The organism is Streptomyces sp. NPDC026092, from assembly GCF_040638605.1.
Lineage (GTDB): Bacteria > Actinomycetota > Actinomycetes > Streptomycetales > Streptomycetaceae > Streptomyces.
The window spans coordinates 163795-183546 of the sequence record NZ_JBEZYN010000005.1 but is presented as its reverse complement, the minus strand read 5'-3'; the positions used below and the strand labels follow the sequence as shown (position 1 = coordinate 183546).

18 protein-coding genes and 2 tRNA genes are annotated in these 19752 nt (G+C 71.8%); 15 read left to right on the top strand and 5 right to left on the bottom strand.

The features are described from left to right. Window positions 1-91: 91 nt before the first annotated feature. Together AB0F56_RS10345 and AB0F56_RS10340 are read left to right on the top strand one after the other, a co-directional pair. The gene (locus tag AB0F56_RS10345; protein WP_362006527.1) at window positions 92-697 is read left to right on the top strand and encodes a hypothetical protein; all 606 of its coding nucleotides are present in this window, start codon (window positions 92-94) and stop codon (window positions 695-697) included. A gap of 120 nt (window positions 698-817) precedes the next feature. Further along, window positions 818-1897 (top strand): hypothetical protein, encoded by a 1080-nt coding sequence (locus AB0F56_RS10340; RefSeq protein ID WP_362006525.1) that lies wholly within the window; start codon window positions 818-820, stop codon window positions 1895-1897. Here AB0F56_RS10340 and AB0F56_RS10335 read toward each other — a convergent pair. Continuing rightward, entirely contained in the window at window positions 1882-3042 is a 1161-nt protein-coding gene (locus AB0F56_RS10335) for a M48 family metallopeptidase (RefSeq protein ID WP_362006524.1), read from the bottom strand. The genes AB0F56_RS10340 and AB0F56_RS10335 overlap by 16 nt on opposite strands. Before the next feature lie 225 nt (window positions 3043-3267). Here AB0F56_RS10335 and AB0F56_RS10330 point away from each other — a divergent pair, with 225 nt between their 5' ends. From AB0F56_RS10330 to AB0F56_RS10305, 6 genes are all read left to right on the top strand, one after another. Then, a complete protein-coding gene (locus tag AB0F56_RS10330) occupies window positions 3268-3429 on the top strand; it encodes a hypothetical protein (protein ID WP_260226309.1) in 162 nt (53 codons plus the stop codon). Between the two features lie 52 nt (window positions 3430-3481). Next, window positions 3482-4102 (top strand): nicotinate-nucleotide adenylyltransferase, encoded by a 621-nt coding sequence (nadD, locus tag AB0F56_RS10325; protein ID WP_362006522.1) that lies wholly within the window; start codon window positions 3482-3484, stop codon window positions 4100-4102. A gap of 19 nt (window positions 4103-4121) precedes the next feature. Next, entirely contained in the window at window positions 4122-5846 is a 1725-nt protein-coding gene (locus AB0F56_RS10320) for an LCP family protein (protein WP_362006519.1), read from the top strand. Window positions 5847-5926: 80 nt separating this feature from the next. After that, complete coding sequence (rsfS, locus tag AB0F56_RS10315; RefSeq protein ID WP_361970235.1) at window positions 5927-6367, top strand: ribosome silencing factor; 441 nt, start codon at window positions 5927-5929, stop codon at window positions 6365-6367. Continuing rightward, window positions 6364-7017, top strand: coding sequence for a histidine phosphatase family protein (locus AB0F56_RS10310; protein WP_362006945.1), 654 nt, complete (start codon window positions 6364-6366; stop codon window positions 7015-7017). Before rsfS ends, AB0F56_RS10310 begins: the two co-directional genes overlap by 4 nt. Before the next feature lie 85 nt (window positions 7018-7102). Beyond that, a tRNA-Ala gene (locus tag AB0F56_RS10305) sits at window positions 7103-7175 on the top strand. A gap of 55 nt (window positions 7176-7230) precedes the next feature. Here AB0F56_RS10305 and AB0F56_RS10300 read toward each other — a convergent pair. Then, window positions 7231-8097, bottom strand: a complete 867-nt coding sequence (locus AB0F56_RS10300; protein ID WP_362006516.1) for a helix-turn-helix transcriptional regulator — start codon at window positions 8095-8097, stop codon at window positions 7231-7233. Window positions 8098-8277: 180 nt separating this feature from the next. Here AB0F56_RS10300 and AB0F56_RS10295 point away from each other — a divergent pair, with 180 nt between their 5' ends. From AB0F56_RS10295 to AB0F56_RS10285, 3 genes are all read left to right on the top strand, one after another. Next, on the top strand, window positions 8278-9633 hold the full coding sequence (locus AB0F56_RS10295) for an MFS transporter (RefSeq protein ID WP_362006942.1): 1356 nt from the start codon (window positions 8278-8280) through the stop codon (window positions 9631-9633). A gap of 71 nt (window positions 9634-9704) precedes the next feature. Continuing rightward, window positions 9705-9887, top strand: a complete 183-nt coding sequence (locus AB0F56_RS10290) for a hypothetical protein (RefSeq protein ID WP_362006513.1) — start codon at window positions 9705-9707, stop codon at window positions 9885-9887. Between the two features lie 3 nt (window positions 9888-9890). Next, entirely contained in the window at window positions 9891-10124 is a 234-nt protein-coding gene (locus AB0F56_RS10285; protein ID WP_362006510.1) for a hypothetical protein, read from the top strand. On the opposite strand, the gene AB0F56_RS10280 is transcribed toward AB0F56_RS10285, so the two are convergent. Continuing rightward, window positions 10103-11377 (bottom strand): glycosyltransferase 87 family protein, encoded by a 1275-nt coding sequence (locus AB0F56_RS10280; protein ID WP_362006507.1) that lies wholly within the window; start codon window positions 11375-11377, stop codon window positions 10103-10105. The genes AB0F56_RS10285 and AB0F56_RS10280 overlap by 22 nt on opposite strands. A gap of 120 nt (window positions 11378-11497) precedes the next feature. On the opposite strand from AB0F56_RS10280, the gene AB0F56_RS10275 reads away from it, so the two are divergent. Further along, a tRNA-Ala gene (locus AB0F56_RS10275) sits at window positions 11498-11570 on the top strand. Window positions 11571-11652: 82 nt separating this feature from the next. Here the strand turns inward: AB0F56_RS10275 and AB0F56_RS10270 are convergent. Further along, entirely contained in the window at window positions 11653-13230 is a 1578-nt protein-coding gene (locus tag AB0F56_RS10270) for an NADH-ubiquinone oxidoreductase-F iron-sulfur binding region domain-containing protein (protein WP_362006505.1), read from the bottom strand. Next, window positions 13227-14423, bottom strand: a complete 1197-nt coding sequence (locus AB0F56_RS10265; protein WP_362006502.1) for a hypothetical protein — start codon at window positions 14421-14423, stop codon at window positions 13227-13229. Before AB0F56_RS10265 ends, AB0F56_RS10270 begins: the two co-directional genes overlap by 4 nt. A 498-nt stretch (window positions 14424-14921) precedes the next feature. On the opposite strand from AB0F56_RS10265, the gene leuS reads away from it, so the two are divergent. From leuS to AB0F56_RS10250, 3 genes are all read left to right on the top strand, one after another. Further along, window positions 14922-17792: a leucine--tRNA ligase gene (gene leuS, locus AB0F56_RS10260; protein ID WP_362006499.1), complete on the top strand. Its 2871-nt coding sequence runs from the start codon at window positions 14922-14924 to the stop codon at window positions 17790-17792. 192 nt (window positions 17793-17984) lie between these two features. Further along, window positions 17985-18782, top strand: a complete 798-nt coding sequence (locus AB0F56_RS10255) for a hypothetical protein (protein WP_362006497.1) — start codon at window positions 17985-17987, stop codon at window positions 18780-18782. A gap of 59 nt (window positions 18783-18841) precedes the next feature. After that, on the top strand, window positions 18842-19687 hold the full coding sequence (locus tag AB0F56_RS10250) for a DegV family protein (RefSeq protein WP_362006495.1): 846 nt from the start codon (window positions 18842-18844) through the stop codon (window positions 19685-19687). Window positions 19688-19752: the final 65 nt, after the last annotated feature.

Here is a 19752-nt window from a genome sequence, read left to right as displayed (position 1 = left end):
CCGCTCCCGCGGGGCCGAACGGGACGGGACGGGCAGGGATGTTCCGCACTCTCCCTGCCCAAAACCACCTCCCAGGTCTACTCTGAAAAACGTGCCGGACGACGTGGGGGGCAGGCCGTTCCAGGACGGCAGGGACCCTGAGAACTCGGACGACCGCGGGGGCGCGAAGGACGACTTCGCCAACGTGGTGTTCGACGAGGACTTCGTACGGGCCGCCGAGGTCCACGAGCCGACCGCCGTGGAACGCCTGCTGGCGGCCGCCCAGGCGCGCGCCGAGGCCGAGGCCGCCCGCGCCAGAGCCGGCGTGCGACCCGGCGACGACGACGGCTACGAGGACGGCTACGACCCCTCGGACCCCTTCGGCGGCCTCCACGGCGACGCCTACGACCCGGACGACCCCGACGGCGACCGCAGCCCCTACGGCCCGCACGGCGGCGCCCTGCGCCCCTACCGGGGCAGCGCCCGCTGGCACCGGCCCGTCGCCTGGGTGCTGGCCCTGGTGATGGGCGTCGGCATGGTCGCCCTCGCCTTCACCGCGGTCTACCGGGGCGCCTCCGCCAACCGCCAGGACCAGGTCCCGGCCCCCGCGACCACCGGCATCGACAAGCCGCGCGAGAACCCTCCGGCGGTCACCGCGCCCTCGGCCTCGGCCGAGTACTCCGCGCCCCCCGTCCCCGCCGTTCCGCGCACTCCCTGAGCACACGCGGACACCGGCCCGGACGCACGGCCGGTCCCATCGCGCCACCCGTCCGAATTCTTCGGAACTTGTCGTGTACCTCGGCGTTTACCGAAGCCGCGTCCGACCTACTCTGAAGGTATGGCAGGGCGTGGCGACCCGCCTGAGGGGCCTGTTCCCGACCCCGGCGGTGGTGAGGACGAGTACCGATCCGTCGTCTTCGACGAGTCGTTCGTCAATGCTGCCCGGCTCCAGGAGTTCTCGGCCGAGGAGCGGATGGGCGAGCACTCCCAGGCCGTCCGCTCCCGCCCCCGCTGGGAGCCCAGAAGCGGCTCCCGCCAGGCGGTCCTGCTGGTGCTGCTGATCCTCCTCGCCTTCGGCACGGCCATCTATCTCGGCGTCCGCAACCCCTACCAGCCACCCGTCGACCAGCGGGCCGAACCGCTGCGGATCACCGTGGTCCCGCTCGCCCCCCAGAGCCCGGTCCCCGGCGGCCAGCCCGCCCAGCTCTTCGACCACAGCCCCGCCGCCGAATACCGCGTCGGCGCCGCCGGCATCAACCTCCCGGTCGCCGGCCGGACCACCCACTTCTCGGAGAGCCAGGTGGTGACGGCCCTGTCCATCGCCAAGGACTACCTCGTCGCCTCCTCCCTGGAGCCCGACGTCCTCGCGGGTGTGACGGTCCGTCCCGCCCGCCTGCTGCTCGACCCCGACCAGCTCGCCCAGTTCGACCAGAGCGTCGAGTCCTCGCTCGACGACGGCCGCCACGCGGAGGCCGGCTGGCTGGTGCGGTTCGACCCGGCCGAGGTCGCCCTCGCCGACCCCGGCATCCGCGTCCAGGGCACCCTCCGCTTCGCGGAGACGGCCGCCGACATGCTGGAGGTCACCGCGGACCACACCTTCACCTACGCGCTGCGTCCGGCGGCCGCCGGTGCCGGGCCCGTGGCCGCCGCGTCCCTCTTCACCGTCCACCGAGCGGTCCACTTCCGCTTCGACCGCGAGGACCTGCGGATGCACCGCGCCGAGCTGCTGGCCAGCACCGTCCAGGCCGGCCCGCAGGCCTGCGGACCCGATGCCGGTGGAGCCCTCCACCCGCTGCTCGCGGGCGAACGGACCCCTGACCCGGGCGGCCCGGCCGTCACCGACCCGTACGCAACGGGCCGGCCCGCCGTCTCCGCGCTCTGCGGGACCCTCGCCCCGGGCGCTCAGCCCTCGCTCTGAGCGCCGCCGCCTCTGCCGCTCTCGCCGCCCGCGTCGCCCTTGCCGCCGTCGGCCTGCTCACCGCCGGCCTTCCCGCCCGCCGTGCCGCCGTCGCCGCGCGGGGCCCCGCCGCCGAACCGGCTGCGCAGCTTCCCGCCCAGGTCGCCCGCCAGGTCGCCCGCGCCACCGGCGATGTCGCCGACCAGCTTCATCAGCGGGTCCTTGCTGGTGCGCACCGACTCGGCGTAGTGCCCGGCGGACTCCCGGAAGGAGTCGGTCACCGAGGCGTCCTTGTCCTCCGTGCGCCGCGGGTAGTGACCGTCCATGATCCGCTGGAAGTCCCGGGTCTCGGACCACTTCTTCAGCTCGGCCGCCCGCACGGTGGTGAAGGGGTGCGTGCGCGGGAGCACGTTCAGGATCTTCAGGACGGAGTCGCGCAGATCGCCGCCCTTCTCGTACTCGTCGGCCTGGGCGAGGAACGCGTCCACGTTCATCTCGTGCAGATGGTTGCCACCGGCGATCTTCATCAGACCGCGCATCGACGCCTGCAGGTCCTGGCCGACAAGCAGCCCCGCCCGGTCCGCCGACAGCTCGGACTTGCGGAACCACTCCCGCAGCGCCGTCACGATCGCCATGATCGCCACGTTCCCGAGCGGGATCCAGGCGACCTTGACCGCCAGGCTGGTGAGGAACAGCAGGATCGTGCGGTACACGGAGTGACCCGAGAGGGCGTGGCCCACCTCGTGGCCGACGACCGCCCGCATCTCCTCCTCGTCGAGCAGCTCCACGAGGCCCGTGGTGACCACGATGATCGGCTCGTCCAGGCCGATGCACATCGCGTTCGGCTTCGGGTCCTGCGTGACGTACATCGGCGGGACCTTCTCCAGGTCCAGGATGTAACACGCGTCCCTCAGCATGTCGTTGAGGTGGGAGAACTGGGCGTCGCTCACCCGCACGGAGTCGGAGAGGAAGAGCAGTCGCAGGCTCCGCTCGGGCAGCAGCCCGCTGAGCGCCTTGAAGACCGTGTCGAAGCCGGTCAGCTTGCGCAGGGCCACGAGTGCCGAACGGTCCGCCGGGTGCTCGTAGGCGCGTGAGGAGATGTCCGGGAAGCGCTTGCGCTGCCTGCTCGGCACGTTCCCCTGGCCGTTGTCGGTCTTCTCAGTCATGGATGCCCCCTGTTCGTACGAGACCTTGCTCGTCCCCCTGACGCGTCCCAGCCTAGGTGCTGGGGTCCCGGAGCGCCCGAGCCTGTGGATAACTCCGGTACGGGTGCGACGGCGGGGTACGACAGCCCGGTCAACGACTGAGTCGGCGTGAGCGTGCCCGGACGGCCCGCATACGATGTGCGCGAAGTCTCCGCTCCCATCCCCGATCGATAGGTCCTGCCGAAGATGAGCCTCCACAGCACCGCCGCGAACCTGGTCATGCTCGCCGAGGGCGCCGAGCACGGTGGCAACCACGACAGCCTCAACCCCTACCTCACCGGTTTCGGCGCGCTGGGCGCGCTGCTCCTGCTGCTGTGGATCACCACCCGCTTCAACCGCGACCGCTGAGCCGGCGACCGGACCGAGGGTGCCCGCTGCCGTGCCAGTAGGCTCTGCACGCATGGGAGAGCAGGAAGTGCCTACTGGCGGCCGCGGCAAGCGCCGTCTCGGCGTGATGGGCGGAACGTTCGACCCGATCCACCACGGACACCTGGTGGCCGCCAGTGAGGTGGCCGCCCTGTTCCACCTCGACGAGGTGGTGTTCGTACCGACCGGGGAGCCGTGGCAGAAGAGCCACAAGGCGGTGTCGCCGGCCGAGGACCGCTATCTGATGACGGTCATCGCCACGGCGTCCAACCCGCAGTTCTCGGTCAGCCGTATCGAGATCGACCGGGGCGGGCCGACGTACACCATCGACACCCTCCGGGACCTGCGCTCCCTCAACAGCGACTCGGACCTGTTCTTCATCACGGGTGCCGACGCGCTGTCGCAGATCCTCACGTGGCGCGACGCGGAGGAGCTCTTCTCGCTCGCCCACTTCATCGGCGTCACCCGGCCGGGCCACGACCTCACGGACGACGGCCTGCCCAAGGGGGGCGTCTCGCTCGTCGAGGTTCCCGCACTCGCCATCTCCTCCACCGACTGCCGGGCGAGGGTCGCCAAGGGCGATCCGGTCTGGTATTTGGTGCCGGACGGTGTGGTTCGCTACATCGACAAGCGCCAGTTGTACCGCGGCGAGTGAGCCTCGGAGAGGGGCACCGGTGAACGACCAGAACCCGTACGACCCGTACTACCCGCAGCCGCAGATCATCGGCTACGACGAGTACGGGCAACCGGTGTACCAGCAGGTCCCAGCACAGGCGCAGCAGCCGTACGACCCGTACGCCCAGCAGCAGCATGTCCAGCACCAAGGACAGCAGCAGGGGCAGCACCAGGGACAGCAGCAGGGGTACGGCTACGACGCCTACGGGCAGCCGATCCAGCCCCAGCAGCCCCAGTCGGCCCCCCAGCAGCAGCCGCAGTACGACCCGTACGGGCAGCCCCAGCAGCACCCGCAGCAGGGCTACGGCTACTCCTCGTACGACACCGGCCAGCAGTGGGCCGTCCAGGCCGACACGGCCCCCGCCGCCGCGCCCAGGCCCGCCCCCGCGCCAGCCGCTCCGGTGGCCGCACCGCCCGGTGTGCCGGGCCAGCGCCCGGCGCCCGAGGGCGGCGGTGACCGCGACTACCGCACCGAGCAGTTCTCGTTCATCGAGGAGCCCGACGAGGACTCCGAAGACGTCATCGACTGGCTGAAGTTCACCGAGAGCCGCTCCGAGCGGCGCGAGGAGGCCAGGCGGCGCGGCCGCAACCGGGTCGTCGCCCTCATCGTGGTCCTGGCCCTCGCCGCCGTCGGCGGGGTCGGCTACCTCTGGTCCGCGGGCAAGCTCCCCGGCATGTCCGGCGAACAGCAGAAGCAGGACACCGCGACCGGCCCGCAGAAGCGCGACACGATCGTCGTGCACCTCCACGACATCAAGAGCGGCAACACCTCCACCGCCCTCCTCGTCGACAACACCACGACCGGGCAGGGCACCACCGTGCTGCTCCCGAACAGCCTCTCCGTGTCCAACTCGGAGGGCTCCGCGACCACCCTCGCCAAGTCCGTCGAGGACGACGGCTCCAGCGGCACGCGCGAGGCGGTCGGCAACCTCCTCGGCACGAAGATCGCCGGCACCTGGCGCCTGGACAGCCCGTTCCTGGAGAACCTGGTCGAGCTGGTCAGCAACATCGACCTCACCACCGACGTCACCGTGCCCAGCGACAAGAAGGGCGAGGACCCGCTCGTCACCAAGGGCGAGAACCAGACGCTGAACGGACGCGCCGCCGTCGCCTACGCGACCTACCGCGCGCCCGGCGAGGCCGAGGCCAAGCAGCTCCAGCGCTTCGGCCAGGTCCTCTACAGCGTGCTGCGGAAGATGTCCGACGACCCCAAGGCCAACGCGGACACCATTGCGACGCTGGTCATGATCCTGGACCCGTCGCTGCCGGAGAAGGACCTCGGCGCCTCGCTCGCCGGTCTGGCCAAGCACGCCAAGGGCGGCGACTACAAGACGGCCGTCCTCCCGGTGGAGCAGGACGGCTCGCTCAGCGAGGCCGCGGCCGACAGCGTGGTCAAGGACATCCTCGGCGGCAAGGTCAGCGCCCCCGAGCAGGGCGCGGCGGTCCGTGTCTCGATCAAGGACTCCACCGGCAAGGACGCCACCGAGGCCGCCAGGGTCGTCCTGGTCAACGGAGGCTTCGCCTTCGTGGGCGGGGCGAAGGCCGGCACCGAGGAGACGTCCCAGGTCCTGTACGGCGACGACGCCCAGAAGGCGACCGCCGCCGAGGTCGCCAAGACCCTCGGGCTCCCGGACGGCGCGGTCAAGAAGGGCAAGCCCGCCGGAAACGCCGATGTCACGGTGGTTCTGGGCCAGGACTACAAGATCCCCGGGACCAAGAAGTGACCCGTTCGTAATCGTTTGCGGGGCGGTCGGCGGTACGTGAGACCCTTGATGTGTCTCTGACCGCCGACGAAAGCCTGCTTGTGACCGCCACGGATCGTTCCATCGAGCTCGTCAACGCCGCCGCCCAGGCGGCGGCCGACCGGCTCGCGCACGACATCATCGCGTACGACGTCAGCGATGTGCTGTCGATCACCGACGCCTTCCTGCTCGCCTCCGCGCCCAACGACCGCCAGGTCAAGTCGATCGTCGACGAGATCGAGGAGCGGCTCAACAAGGAGCTCGGCGCCAAGCCGGTCCGCCGCGAGGGCGACCGCGACGCCCGCTGGATCCTGCTGGACTACGTCGACATCGTCGTCCACGTCCAGCACAGCGAGGAGCGGGTCTTCTACGCCCTGGAGCGGCTGTGGAAGGACTGCCCCGAGCTGCCCCTCCCCGAGGACGCCCTGAAGACCCGCGGCAAGGCCGCCGAGCATGCCGCGCTGACCGGCGTCGGCGAGGAGACGGACGGTGAGCTGAGCTGAGCACCACCAAGGGCGGCACTGGCCGCCGCATCGTCCTGTGGCGGCACGGCCAGACCTCATGGAACCTGGAGCGCCGCTTCCAGGGCTCCACGGACATCGAGCTGACCGAGACCGGCGTCGCCCAGGCGCGCCGGGCCGCCCGGCTGCTCGCCTCGCTGGGGCCGGACGCGATCATCGCCTCCGACCTGAAGCGGGCGGCGGCCACGGCCGCCGAGCTGTCCGCGATCACCGGCCACGTCATCACGCACGACTCCGCCCTGCGCGAGACGTACGCGGGGGAGTGGCAGGGGCTGACCCACGACGAGATCGTGGCGCGCTTCGGTGCGCAGTACGCCGCCTGGAAGCGCGGCGAGCCCGTGCGCCGGGGCGGCGGCGAGCTGGAGACCGAGGTCGCCGACCGGGCCGCCCCGCTCGTCCTGGAGTACGCCGACAAGCTGCCCGAGGACGGCACCCTCGTCGTCGTGAGTCACGGCGGCACCATCCGCACCACCATCGGCCGGCTCCTCGGCCTGGAGGCGCATCACTGGGAGAGCCTCGGTGGGCTCTCCAACTGCTGCTGGTCCGTCCTCGGCGAGGGCGCCCGAGGCTGGCGGCTCCTGGAGCACAACGCAGGCACGCTGCCCGAACCGGTCCTCGGCGACGACGACTGAGCGCTCCTCCGACCCGGATTTCACTTTCCGGCAGGTCACAGGCTAAAGTTCTTCTTGTTCGCAGCGCGGAGCGCGAAGAACACGAGGGGCTATAGCTCAGTTGGTAGAGCGCCTGCATGGCATGCAGGAGGTCAGGAGTTCAATTCTCCTTAGCTCCACAGTCACCGAATCCCGTCCCCACCAGGGGGCGGGATTCGTCGTTTCCCGCTCGTCTCACGCCCAGGTGTCCACCCCCATGGCGATGAGCGTCTCGATCGCCCGTCCGCTCTCCTCGTCGTTGGGGGTGTAGGCGACGATCCGGCACTCCGGCATCCCGTTGATGGAGAGCGACACCGAAGTCATCCGGAGCTCTCCCACCGCGTCGTGACGGAAGGTCTTGACGTGGCTGCCCGGCGGGACCACGTCGCCGCTCCGCCACAGCCCCGCGAACTCCGGGCTCGCCGCCGCGAGCCCGCGGACGAACGACTCCCAGGCGGGCTCGCCCACGTGCCGGCCGTAGGCGCCGCGCATCTGGGCCACCATCAGCGGAAGCTCGCGTCTCTTGTCGACGAGCGGACAGCTGTGGTCCTCCATGGTGAAGAGCGTCCACAGGACATTGCGGGTGTCGGCCGGTGTGGTGTCCGGAGCGGGGAACAGCAGCCGGTACGTCGAGTTGGTCGCGAGCACGTCGTACCGGCTGTTGTAGACGACCGCCGGATGAGGGACCAGGGCGTCCAGGATGCCCTGGATCTCCGGGCTGACCACATCCACGTCCTCGGCGGCGTGATCCGGCGCCAAGGGCACCTCCGCGAGGTGGTACAGGTGCTCGCGCTCGGGCCGGTCGAGCCGGAGGACACGGGCGACGGCGTCGAGCACCTGGGCGGAGGCGTTGATCGGACGGCCCTGTTCCAGCCAGGTGTACCAGGTGACGCCGACGCCGGAGAGCTGGGCGACCTCCTCGCGGCGCAGCCCCGGCGTGCGGCGGCGTAGGCCGGGTGGCATCCCCACGTCCTCCGGAGTCACCCGGGCCCGGCGGCCGCGCAGGAACGCGGCCAGTTCGTGTCTGCGGCGCGGCTGTGCCGGTGCTGCCAAGATCGTCACACCCCCATGGTCGAGTCCCCGTACCGCCGTTGCCAGGTGGTGTCAGTACCAGCATCAGCGGGCTCTCGTTACCCGTATCGGACCCCCGTCAGGCTGGCTGCCATGATGACGACCACAACACGTCCCGTACTCAGTAAAGACGGTGGCACCGACAACCGCCCCGGGCTGCTGCTCGCCGTGGTGCTCGCCGCGCAGTTCATGGCGCTGCTCGACGTGTTCATCGTCAATGTCGCCGCCCCCACCGTCCGTACCGAACTGGGGGCTTCCGGAGCGGGACTTCAGCTGGTCGTCGCCGGATACACCATCGCCTACGCGGTCCTGCTGATCACCGGTGCGCGTCTCGGCGACCGCCTCGGCCACCGCAGGATGTACCTCGGCGGACTCGCCGTCTTCACCGCCGCCTCGCTCGCCTGCGGACTCGCCGCCGACACGGGCCAGTTGATCGCCTTCCGGCTCGTCCAGGGCGCCGGGGCGGCCCTGATGATCCCGCAGGTGCTCAGCCTCATCCAGCGCACCTTCACGGGCGAGGGCCGCGTCCGCGCCCTCGGCGCGTACTCCGCCGTGCTCGCCACCGGCGCCGCCGCGGGACAGGTCGTCGGCGGTGTCCTCGTCAGCGCGGATCTCCTCGGCAGCGGATGGCGGCCGGTCTTCCTCGTCAACGTGCCCATCGGGCTGGCCCTGCTGGTGCTCGGCGCACGCGTCCTGCCGCGCGACGCGCGCACCGAACCCGAACGCTCCCGGCCCCTCGACCTGCCCGGTCTGGTCCTCCTCGCGGCCGCGGTCTCACTCCTGACCGTCCCGCTGGTCCTCGGGCAGGAGGAGGACTGGCCGCTGTGGTCCTGGATCTCGCTCGCGGCCTCCGCGGTCGTGTTCGTGGCCTTCGGCGCGTACGAGTCGAGGCTCGCCCGCCGGGGCGGCGCCCCGCTCATCGCCCCGCGCGTCCTACGGATCCCCGGCATCGGGAAGGCCGCGTTCCGGATCGGCGTGGCGATGGCCGTCAACGCCGGCTTCCTGTTCACCCTCACCCTGCACCTGCAGGGAGGGCTCGGCCACAGCGCGCTGCGCGCGGGGCTGACCTTCGCGCCGGCCGCCGTCGTCTTCGGCGTGATCGGCCTCACCTGGCGGCGCTGGCCCGCCCGCGCGCAGCGCGTGCTGGTCCCGGCCGGCTTCCTCGCCGCCACGGCCGCCGCACTCGCCATGGGCCTCCTCTTCCGGGGCGGCGGCACGGGTGGCTGGGCCCTCTACCCGGCGCTCGCCGCCATGGGCGGCGGGCTCGCGCTCGCCTTCAGCCCCGCCCTGACCCGTGCGCTGGCCGCCGTCAGGCCCGAGGACGCCGCCGACGCCAGCGGACTGCTCGCCACCGTCACCCAGCTCGGGCAGCTGATCGGCGTGGCGACCTTCGGCACGGTCTTCCTGGGACGACTGCACGCGCCGGGGGCGTATGACTCCGGCGAGGCGCTGTGGGCGTGCGCCCTCGCGCTGGCCGCCGCTTCGATCTTGGGCGCGTCGACCGCTCTCGTACGCCGAGCTCGCTGACCCCCTTGCGGGGCCATGGCAGAATCGGACGGCCGGAGGGGAACGAGGGTCCGGGCGGGAGGGAGTGCGCGTTGGCCGTGAGCGGTGCCGAGGATGCCGAGGCCCATGCCGTCACCGAGCCCGTCGATTCCGCGGAACCTCTCGAGGCTCTGCTCGACTGCCCCTCGTGCGGTTCCGCCCAGGTGGTCCAAATGCTCGGTGACAACGGCGGAGTGTCCTATGTGTGCACGTCCTGCGGCCACAGCTGGAGCTGAGTGATGGGTGCGCACAGGCGGAAATGCGACTGGTGCGGCAGTGGTACGCCCATCGTCCGTGACATGGACCCGGTCAACGTCGACTACCAGTACTGGTGCGAGGAGTGCGCGCGGGCGCTGATCATAAAAGGCGACCCCATCGAGACCTACCGTGAGCTCGAAGGGGAGCCGATCTACGGCCGGCTCCTCGACGAACACTGCACCCTCAAGCGCTTCTACTCCTTCGCCACGGCCTGACGCGGGGCCGGGGTCCGAGGCCGGGCCGGGGCCTGAGGCCCAGTCGGGGCCCGGCGCGTGAGCGCGTACCCCACGAAGAGCGCCGTCGCGGTCAGCGGATAGATCGCCGAGAGCAGCATCTGACCGGCGTTCTGGTCGAGTTCGGGGCGGCCCGGGTCGTGCGGCACCCACCAGAGCGCGAACGAGGCGAAGACCAGCGGTACCGCCCAGACCGTCCAGGCCGGCCGTATCCGCTCGCGGCGGTCCACCAGCAGTACCAGGAGCGGCACGCACCACACCCAGTGGTGGGACCACGAGATCGGGCTGATCATGAGCGCCGTGACCGCGCAGACGATCACGGCCAGCGCCTTGTCCCCGCGCAGCGCGGCCCGGACCGCGAGCGCCATCGCCGCGCCGCCGAGCGCGGCCGCGACGACCGCCCACAGCAGACCGGGGTCGTCGGTGTGCAGCAGCCGGGCCAGCACTCCGCGCAGCGACTGGTTCGCGGTCTCCTCGGCGAAGCCGACCCGGCCCGTCTCGAAGAGTGTGTGGGTCCAGAAGCGCTTGGAGTCGTACGGCAGGGCCAGCGCGCCGGCCAGGGTCGTCCCCAGGAACACCGCCGTCGCCGTGGCGGCCATCCGCAGCCACGCGTTCCAGCGCCGCTCCCGGCGCCACTGGAGCAGCCCGGCCACCAGCAGGAGGACGACGAAGAGGCCCGGTGTGAGCTTCACCGCAGTCGCCAGACCGATGCCCACGCCCGCCCAGCGGCTGCCCTCGCGGCGTGTGAAGTCCCACAGCACGGCCACCGCGATGAGCAGGTTGATCTGCCCGTACCGCAGCGTCGTCCACACCGGCTCGGACCAGACGACGACCGCCGCCACCAGGAGCGTGGCGCGCCACAGCCGCTCGCCGGTGAGGGACGGCCGAACCAGGCGCAGCGAGAGCTGGACCAGCGCGACCACGAGCAGCAGGTTCCCGGCCGTGGCCAGCGTCCGCATCAGCGGGACGTCGACGAACGTCAGCGGGACGAACATCAGCCCCGCGAAGGGCGGGTAGGTCATGGCGAGGTTCGCCGAGGTGGCGCGCATCGCGTAGAGATCGCCACCGGCCCGGACCGTCTCCCCCTCGGCCCGGTAGACCATCACGTCGAGCATGTTCACGTGGGCGAGCCGCTGCGCCACCCAGAAGGCGACGAACGACAGGAGACATACCGCCACGGCGGTGGCGAGGGGCCACTGGCGGGCGCGGGTGCGGGCGATCACGGGCACGGTCACAGAGGGGGACCCTACCGGCCGCGTTCGAACGCCCAGGGAAACGATTTGGTGATCCCCCGGGCGGCCGGTTAATGTTCTGTCTGTCGCCGCGGGGGAAACCCGGAACGGGGCGGACAGCGCGGGGCTATAGCTCAGTTGGTAGAGCGCCTGCATGGCATGCAGGAGGTCAGGAGTTCAATTCTCCTTAGCTCCACAAAACGAAGAAGCGGACCATCCGGATCGGATGGTCCGCTTCTTCATGCGTGGCCGTCTGTGGCCGTCCACGGCTCCTGGGGTCAACCCCTGCCGCTGCCCAGCGCCTTGCGGCCGCCGCCCGGCGGAAGCGCCGGCCGCTCCTGGGTCGTCTGCTCCATCCGGAGCGCCAGCGCGGGACAGCGGCGTACGGCCCGCTGGGCCCGGCCCCGCAGATGCGTGGGCACGGAGGCGTCGGCGAGCGCCGGATAGCCGTCCGGGCCCAGCCGGATCAGCTCCGGCACGATGTCCGCGCACAGCCCGTGCCCCTGGCAGAGCGTCCAGTCCACGGCCAGCTTCTCGCCGCTCGGAATCGACTCCTCCGTGTCCTGGTAGCCGGGTCCTGGCAGCGGCAGTACGCCGAGGGTCGGGCGGCCGCAGCCGCCGCCGAGGACATGGGCGGCCAGATCGTCCGTGAACGCCGAGAGCGTCGACGCGAGGAAGCGGGCCGAACCGTCCGGGTGCTTGCACGCGCCCCGGCCCTTGACCGCCTGGGTGACCGCCCGCAGCGCCTCCAGCGCGGCCGGGCCACCGCCGTTCAGGACGTCGGAGAGACCGCCGGCGGCCGCGGGGAGCCCGAGCCGGCACGGCCCGCACTGGCCGGCGGTCTCCGCCGCCAGCCAGTTCGCGACCCGCAGCGACTCCCCGAGCGGGCAGGTCTCCGGTCCGATCGGCAGGATCGCCCCGGCCCCGAGCGCACCGCCCACGGCCGCGAGGGACGCCCGCGAGACGACCGCGTCGTCGACCGCGGCCGAGTCGATCCAGCTCCCGTGGTAGCCGCCCGTGAGCACGCCCTGGGGCAGCACCGGGGCACCCGCGAGCTGGAGCACGTACCGCAGCGGGACGCCGGTCGGCACCTCGACGACCATGGGGCGCGCGACCGCGCCGGACAGCGTCAGCAGGACCGTGCCGGGCTCCGCGTCCAGACCGGTGTGGCGGTAGCGGCGCGGACCGATCCGGGCCGCCACCGCCAGCTGGGCGAAGGTCTCGGCGTTGGACAGCAGCGTCGGCGCGCCGCCCACCCCGGACTCGGCCGCGCGTTCCCGGCGGCCGGGCGGCAGGGCGGGGCCGCCGCTCACCGCGCGGATCACCGCGGAGGCCTCTCCGGAGACCATCCGCTCGGGAGTACGGACGACACGCGCGCGTAGACCCTGTCCGCGCCGGTCGGACAGGCCGCGCTCGGCGAGCGCGGCCCGGACGGATATCTCCGTGGAGTTGCGGGTGACGGCCACGATCAGCGTCCGGGCACCGAGGGCCTCCGCCGCGAGGAGCGCGCCGTCCAGGATCAGGTGCGGGGCGCGGTTGAGCAGCACGGTGTCCTTGCGGCAGGCGGGTTCGCCCTCGCTGCCGTTGACCACGACCACCGGGCGGACCCCACGGCGGATCGCCGCCTCGCCGACCGCTCTGAGCTTGCGGCCGAAGGGAAATCCGGCGCCACCGCGCCCGTGGAGGGACATCTCGTCCGCGAGCCGGGCCAGGAACTCGCCGCTCATGGGGTCGAGCGGGCCGTGCACCTTCAGGTGCATGTCGAGGCCGAGCCGCTCGACCAGGTCGAAACCCTGGGTGAGCTGGGGCAGGCCGACCACCCGGACCTCGGGGACGTCGGGGAGCGGTGCGTTCACGGGCGTTCTCCTGAGGGCGCGGTCCAGGGCTCACCCGCGGGCGGCGGGCTGGCGTACGTCGGCGCCGGGGGAGGGGCTCCGTACGTCGGCATCGAGGCCGGCGCCCCGTACGTCGGTGTCGGGGCCGGGGCCGCGTAGGTCGGCATCGGGGGCGAGGGGGCGGGCCAGAAGCCGGGGCGGCGGGGCGGTTCGGGGACGACGGGTATCTCCTCGGTCAGGGGAACGCGCTCGGCGAGCGGGGCGGGTCCGACGGGATCGGCCGCGGCTGCGTACGGAGTGGGTTCGGGCTGGTACGGGGTGGCCTCGGGCTGGTACGGGGTCGGTTCCGAGGCGTACGGCACGCTCTGCGTGACGTACGGGGCCTGGTCGGGCCGGGGCTCGGCGATGGCGCGGGAGACCGCGCGGTAGGCGGCCGAGAAGCCGCCGGGGACCCCGGGGGCGGGACGGTCGAGCCACTCGGCGGACAGGGTGGCGGGCTCCTCGGGGACGGGCGCGGCGGGCGGGCTCGCCGGGCTCTCGGCGCTCTCAGGGCCTTCGGGCCTCTCGGCCGTCCTGTCCGGCCCCGGGGGCCGCGTGCGGCCCTCCAGGGACGCCAGGAGGCGGGCGACCCGGTCCACGAGCTCCCGCTGTGCCGGGGCGGGCAGCATGCGGAGCGAGACGGCCGCCGCGACCGCGGTCAGCGCCAGGCAGTACATGACGAGGACCCAGGTGGCGGCGGGCCGGCCCGCGTACAGGCCGTGGACCAGGGCGAAGCACCAGGCCGGGTAGGCCAGCATGTGCAGCGGGCGCCAGCGGGCGGCGAAACGGCTCCGGCCCGCCAGGGTGCTGCGCAGGGCGCCGGTGGCGGCCGTGACGACCATGAGGAGCCCGGCGAGCGAGCCGAAGCCGATGAGCGCCGAACTCCCGGTGACGCCGAGGCCGAAGGGGAGCAGCGCGCCGACCGGCTCGACCCGGCCGAGGGCGACCTTCACGGTGCCGTGCAGCAGCAGGAAGCCGAGCGCGGCGACCGCGGTGGCGCGGTGGATCCCCTGGGCGAGCAGCCGGTGCCGGGTGGAGAGCAGCAGCCGGTCGCTCGCGATCAGACCCCACGCGACGGACGCGGTGAGGGACACCAGCGACAGCACGCCGCTGGTGAAGTCGAGGGCGGCTCGGAAGCCGTCACCGCCGCCGAGGACGAGCAGGGGAATGATCACCAGCCCCGCGACGTATGTCCCGCCCTGAACCGGCCGACTCACACCGGTTCGCGGAACGGGGGAAGAGCGGATCTTGCGATGAGGGTTCATGGGTGCGACTCCGAATGGTGCGGATAAGCGGTCCCGTTGCGGCATGCTAAGTCGCTCCATACCGAGCGGTAGGTGGTTTGCTCGTTTACGCGGTACGCGACCGAGAACTGACTCTGGGGTTGCCCCGGATAGGGGCGATACGCGGAGTAACCCGGGCGCCCCGGGCGCGGTCGGCAGTCGGGTGACCGGCGGGCGGAACGTCGGTGCGACCCCTGTGGGCCCTGCGGTACCCTGACGCCATGCGTGCCGTACGCCTTCTGCTTAGCGAGCCGCGCTGATCAGTCCCGACGGATGAAAGATCCGGTCGGAATCGGCGCGGCGTCCCCTCCTGTGCGAGGGGATTTTTCATTTCGTGGCAGTGCAGTTCGCGGGCAGTGGGCAGAGACGATCGATGGAGCTTCAAGGATCATGAGCGAGATGAATTCGGCTGCCGAGACGGCGGCCCCGCATCGTTATACGGCGACCATGGCCGCCGACATCGAGGCACGCTGGCAGGACTTCTGGGACGCCGAGGGAACCTACGAGGCCCCGAACCCGACGGGTGACCTGGCGGGCAACGCGGCCGTCGCGGCCCGCCCCAAGAAGTTCATCATGGACATGTTCCCGTACCCCTCGGGCGCGGGCCTGCACGTCGGTCACCCGCTGGGCTACATCGCCACCGACGTCTTCGCCCGCCACCAGCGCATGACCGGCCACAACGTGCTGCACACCCTGGGCTTCGACGCCTTCGGCCTGCCGGCCGAGCAGTACGCCGTGCAGACGGGCACGCACCCGCGCGTGTCCACCGAGGCCAACATGGAGAACATGAAGGTCCAGCTGCGCCGGCTGGGCCTGGGCCACGACAAGCGCCGGTCGTTCGCGACGATCGACCCGGAGTACTACAAGTGGACGCAGTGGATCTTCCTGCAGATCTTCAACTCCTGGTACGACGACGAGGCCGAGAAGGCCCGCCCGATCGCCGAGCTGGTCGAGCAGTTCGAGAACGGCACGCGTGACGTCCCCGGCTCCACGCGCGCGTGGAGCGAGCTGAACGCGTCCGAGCGCTCCGACGTCCTGGGCGAGTACCGCCTGGCCTACGCCTCCGACGCGCCGGTCAACTGGTGCCCCGGCCTGGGCACCGTCCTGGCCAACGAGGAGGTCACCGCCGACGGCCGTTCCGAGCGCGGCAACTTCCCCGTCTTCAAGGCCAAGCTGCGCCAGTGGAACATGCGCATCACCGCCTACGCGGACCGGCTGCTGGACGACCTGGACGCGCTGGACTGGCCCGAGGCCATCAAGCTGCAGCAGCGCAACTGGATCGGCCGCTCCGAGGGCGCCCGCGTCGACTTCCAGGTCGGCGACGCCGGTGCGATCACCGTCTTCACCACCCGCCAGGACACCCTGTTCGGCGCCACCTACATGGTCCTGGCGCCCGAGCACGACCTGGTCGAGAAGATCGTCCCGGACGCGTGGCCGGCCGGCACGCACGACGTGTGGACGGGCGGGCACGCCACCCCTGCCGACGCCGTCGCCGCCTACCGTAAGCAGGCCGCGTCCAAGTCCGACGTCGAGCGGCAGGCCGAGGCCAAGGACAAGACCGGTGTCTTCACCGGCGCGTACGCGACCAACCCGGTCAGCGGCGAGCAGGTCCCGGTCTTCATCGCCGACTACGTGCTGATGGGATACGGCACCGGCGCGATCATGGCCGTCCCCGCCCACGACACCCGCGACTTCGCCTTCGCCCGCGCCTTCGAGCTGCCGATGCGCTGCGTCGTCGAGCCGAGCGACGACCGCGGCACCGACCCGGCCGACTGGGACGACGCCTTCGCCTCGTACGAGGCGAAGCTGGTCAACTCCGCGAACGACGAGATCTCCCTGGACGGCCTGGGCGTCGTCGAGGCCAAGGCGAAGATCACCGCTTGGCTGGCCGACCGCGGCATCGGCGAGGGCACCGTCAACTTCCGCCTGCGCGACTGGCTGTTCAGCCGCCAGCGCTACTGGGGCGAGCCCTTCCCGATCGTCTACGACGAGGACGGTGTCGCGCACTCGCTGCCCGAGTCGATGCTGCCGCTGGAGCTGCCCGAGGTCGAGGACTACTCGCCGCGCACCTTCGAGCCGGACGACGCCGACACCCAGCCCGAGACGCCGCTGTCCCGCAACGAGGACTGGGTCAACGTCACCCTGGACCTGGGCGACGGGCCGAAGAAGTACCGCCGCGAGACCAACACCATGCCCAACTGGGCCGGTTCCTGCTGGTACGAGCTGCGCTACCTGGACCCGAACAACTCCGAGAAGCTGGTCGACCCGGCGATCGAGCAGTACTGGATGGGCCCCCGCGAGGGCATGCCCACCGGTGGCGTCGACCTGTACGTCGGCGGTGCCGAGCACGCCGTACTGCACCTGCTGTACGCGCGGTTCTGGTCCAAGGTGCTGTTCGACCTGGGCCACGTCTCCTCGGCCGAGCCGTTCCACAAGCTGTACAACCAGGGCATGATCCAGGCCTTCGTCTACCGTGACGCGCGCGGCATCGCCGTGCCGGCGGCCGAGGTCGAGGAGCGCGACGGCGGCTACTGGTACCAGGGCGAGAAGGTCAGCCGCGTCCTGGGCAAGATGGGCAAGTCCCTGAAGAACGCCGTCACGCCGGACGAGATCTGCGCCGAGTTCGGCGCCGACACCCTGCGCCTGTACGAGATGGCGATGGGCCCCCTGGACGTCTCCCGCCCGTGGGACACGCGCGCGGTGGTCGGCCAGTACCGGCTGCTGCAGCGGCTGTGGCGCAACATCGTCGACGAGGCGACCGGTGCGGCGACCGTCGTCGACACCGAGCCGGACGAGGACACGCTGCGCGCCCTGCACAAGGCGATCGACGGCGTCTCGCAGGACATGGCGGCCATGCGCTTCAACACCGCCATCGCCAAGGTCACCGAGCTGAACAACCACCTGACCAAGGTGGGCGGTCCGGTCTCCCGCTCGGTCGCCGAGCGGCTGGTGCTGCTGGTCGCCCCGCTGGCCCCGCACATCGCCGAGGAGCTGTGGCGCAAGCTGGGCCACACCGCCTCCGTCGTCCACCAGGACTTCCCGGTCGCCGACCCGGCGTACGTCGTCGACGAGACCGTGACCTGCGTCGTGCAGATCAAGGGCAAGGTCAAGGCCCGCCTGGAGGTCTCCCCGGCGATCACGGATGCGGAGCTGGAGACGCTGGCCCTGGGCGACGCGAACGTGGTCGCGGCGCTGGGCGGCACGCAGATCCGCAAGGTCATCGTGCGGGCGCCGAAGCTGGTCAACATCGTCGCCGGGTAGCTTCGGCGGTTTTGGCCGCTTCTGCTGCCTCTGCCGGCATCAGCCGCTTCGGCGGCTGATGCCGGCAGCGCGGTATGAGGGGTTTCCCCTACGGGCAGGTTGGGGGTTCCATTGGAACCTCTGGCCTGCCCGTTCCGTTTACCGTGGAAGAACGACAGCCCAGGGAATTCGACCCACGCCGGAGGGGCGGACATGGAAGCCGCGATTGTGATCATGGCGCTGCTCTTCTTCGCCTTCGTGGCGCTGGGGGTGTACGCGACCGTGAAGGCGGTCAAGGCCGCCAAGCGCGGTGTCGACCGCACGATCCACCAGGCCCGGCGCACCGTCGAGGACACCACGCTGCGCGCCAAGAGCTACGGACAGGGCGGGGTCGGCGGTGAGCTGGCCCAGCTGCGGCTCTCCCTGCGGACCTCGATGCGCGCGACGCAGGACGCCCTGCAGGCGGGCGTGGCCGAGGACGCCTCGCTGCGGGAGTCCCTCGACCTCTTCGCACGGCTGAGCGCCCACGGCCACGAGCTGGACGAGGACCTCAAGCGGCTGGAGCGCGAGCCGGACAAGGCGCGCGTGTCCGCACAGCTCAAGGACCTGCGGGAGCGCACGGAGCGGATCACGCACTCGGCCGACTCGCTGCGCTGGGCCGCCAGGGACCGGGCGCGGAAGTTCGCGGAGGACGACCTGGGCTCGCTGAGCGCCCAGATCGACCTGGAGGCGGGCGCGCTGCGCCACTGGTCCGGGTCGACCGCCCAGGATCCCGGCTCGGACGACTTCTCCTGGCCCGCCGCCGGCGCCCCGGCGCCGGACGCCGAGCGGGGGCAGACCTGGCCCGCGGAGGCGGACGCGCGGGCCGACGGAGGTCGTGACGCGGAGGCCGGACCCCGCCCGGACGGGGAGACCCCGGACCGGCAGGCGCCGCAGGCGATCACGGCCCGCGACCCGCGCGCGACCACCTACCCGTGGGAGAAGTCCGCCCGGCCCGAGACCACGACCTGACGTCGTGGAACGCGGGGGCGGGCTGCCGCGCAGCGGCCCCGGCGGGTAACCTCCCGCTCATGTCCCGGCATGTCGCGATCGTCACCGATTCCACGGCCTACCTGCCACCGCAGACGACGGAGCGGCACGGCATCACCACGGTCCCGCTCACCGTCGTCATCGGCGACAGAGCGCTCGAAGAGGGCACCGAGATCTCGGCCCGCTCACTGGCCCAGGCACTCCAGAGGCGCCGGCCCGTGACCACCTCGCGGCCCGGGCCCGAGGTCTTCGCGGCGACCTACCGCGCGGCGGCCGAGGCCGGTGCGACGGGCATCGTCTCGCTGCACCTCTCCAGCGAGTTGTCCGGTACGTACGACGCCGCCGTCGTGGCGGCCAAGGACGCCCCCGTGCCGGTCAAGGTGATCGACACCCGCATGGTCGGGATGGCGCTCGGCTTCTGCGCGCTCGCGGCGGCGGAGGTCGTGGACGCCGGCGGCTCGATCGACGAGGCCGTCGCCGCCGCCGAGAAGCGGGCCGCCGGAACCTCCGCCTTCTTCTACGTCGACACGCTGGAGTACCTCCGCAGGGGCGGGCGGATCGGTGCCGCGCAGGCGCTGCTCGGTTCGGCGCTCTCCGTCAAACCGCTGCTCCAGCTCGACGGAGGCCGGATCGAGCTGCGTGAGAAGGTGCGGACGGCGTCGAAGGCGATCGCCCGCCTGGAGGAGATCGCGGTGGAACGGGCGGGCGCGGGCCCGGTCGACGTCGCCGTGCACCACCTCTCCGCGCCCGAACGGGCCGCCGTGCTCGCCGACCGGCTGCGTGAACGCGTGCCGGGGCTTGAGGAGTTGCAGGCCAGCGAGGTGGGCGCGGTGATCGGCGCACACACCGGGCCCGGACTCCTCGCCGTCGTCGTGTCGCCGCGCTGACGGGTCCGTCCCTCGTGTGAGTGACGGGTTTTTCCACAACTGGGCGTCTGTCCACGGAAATCGAC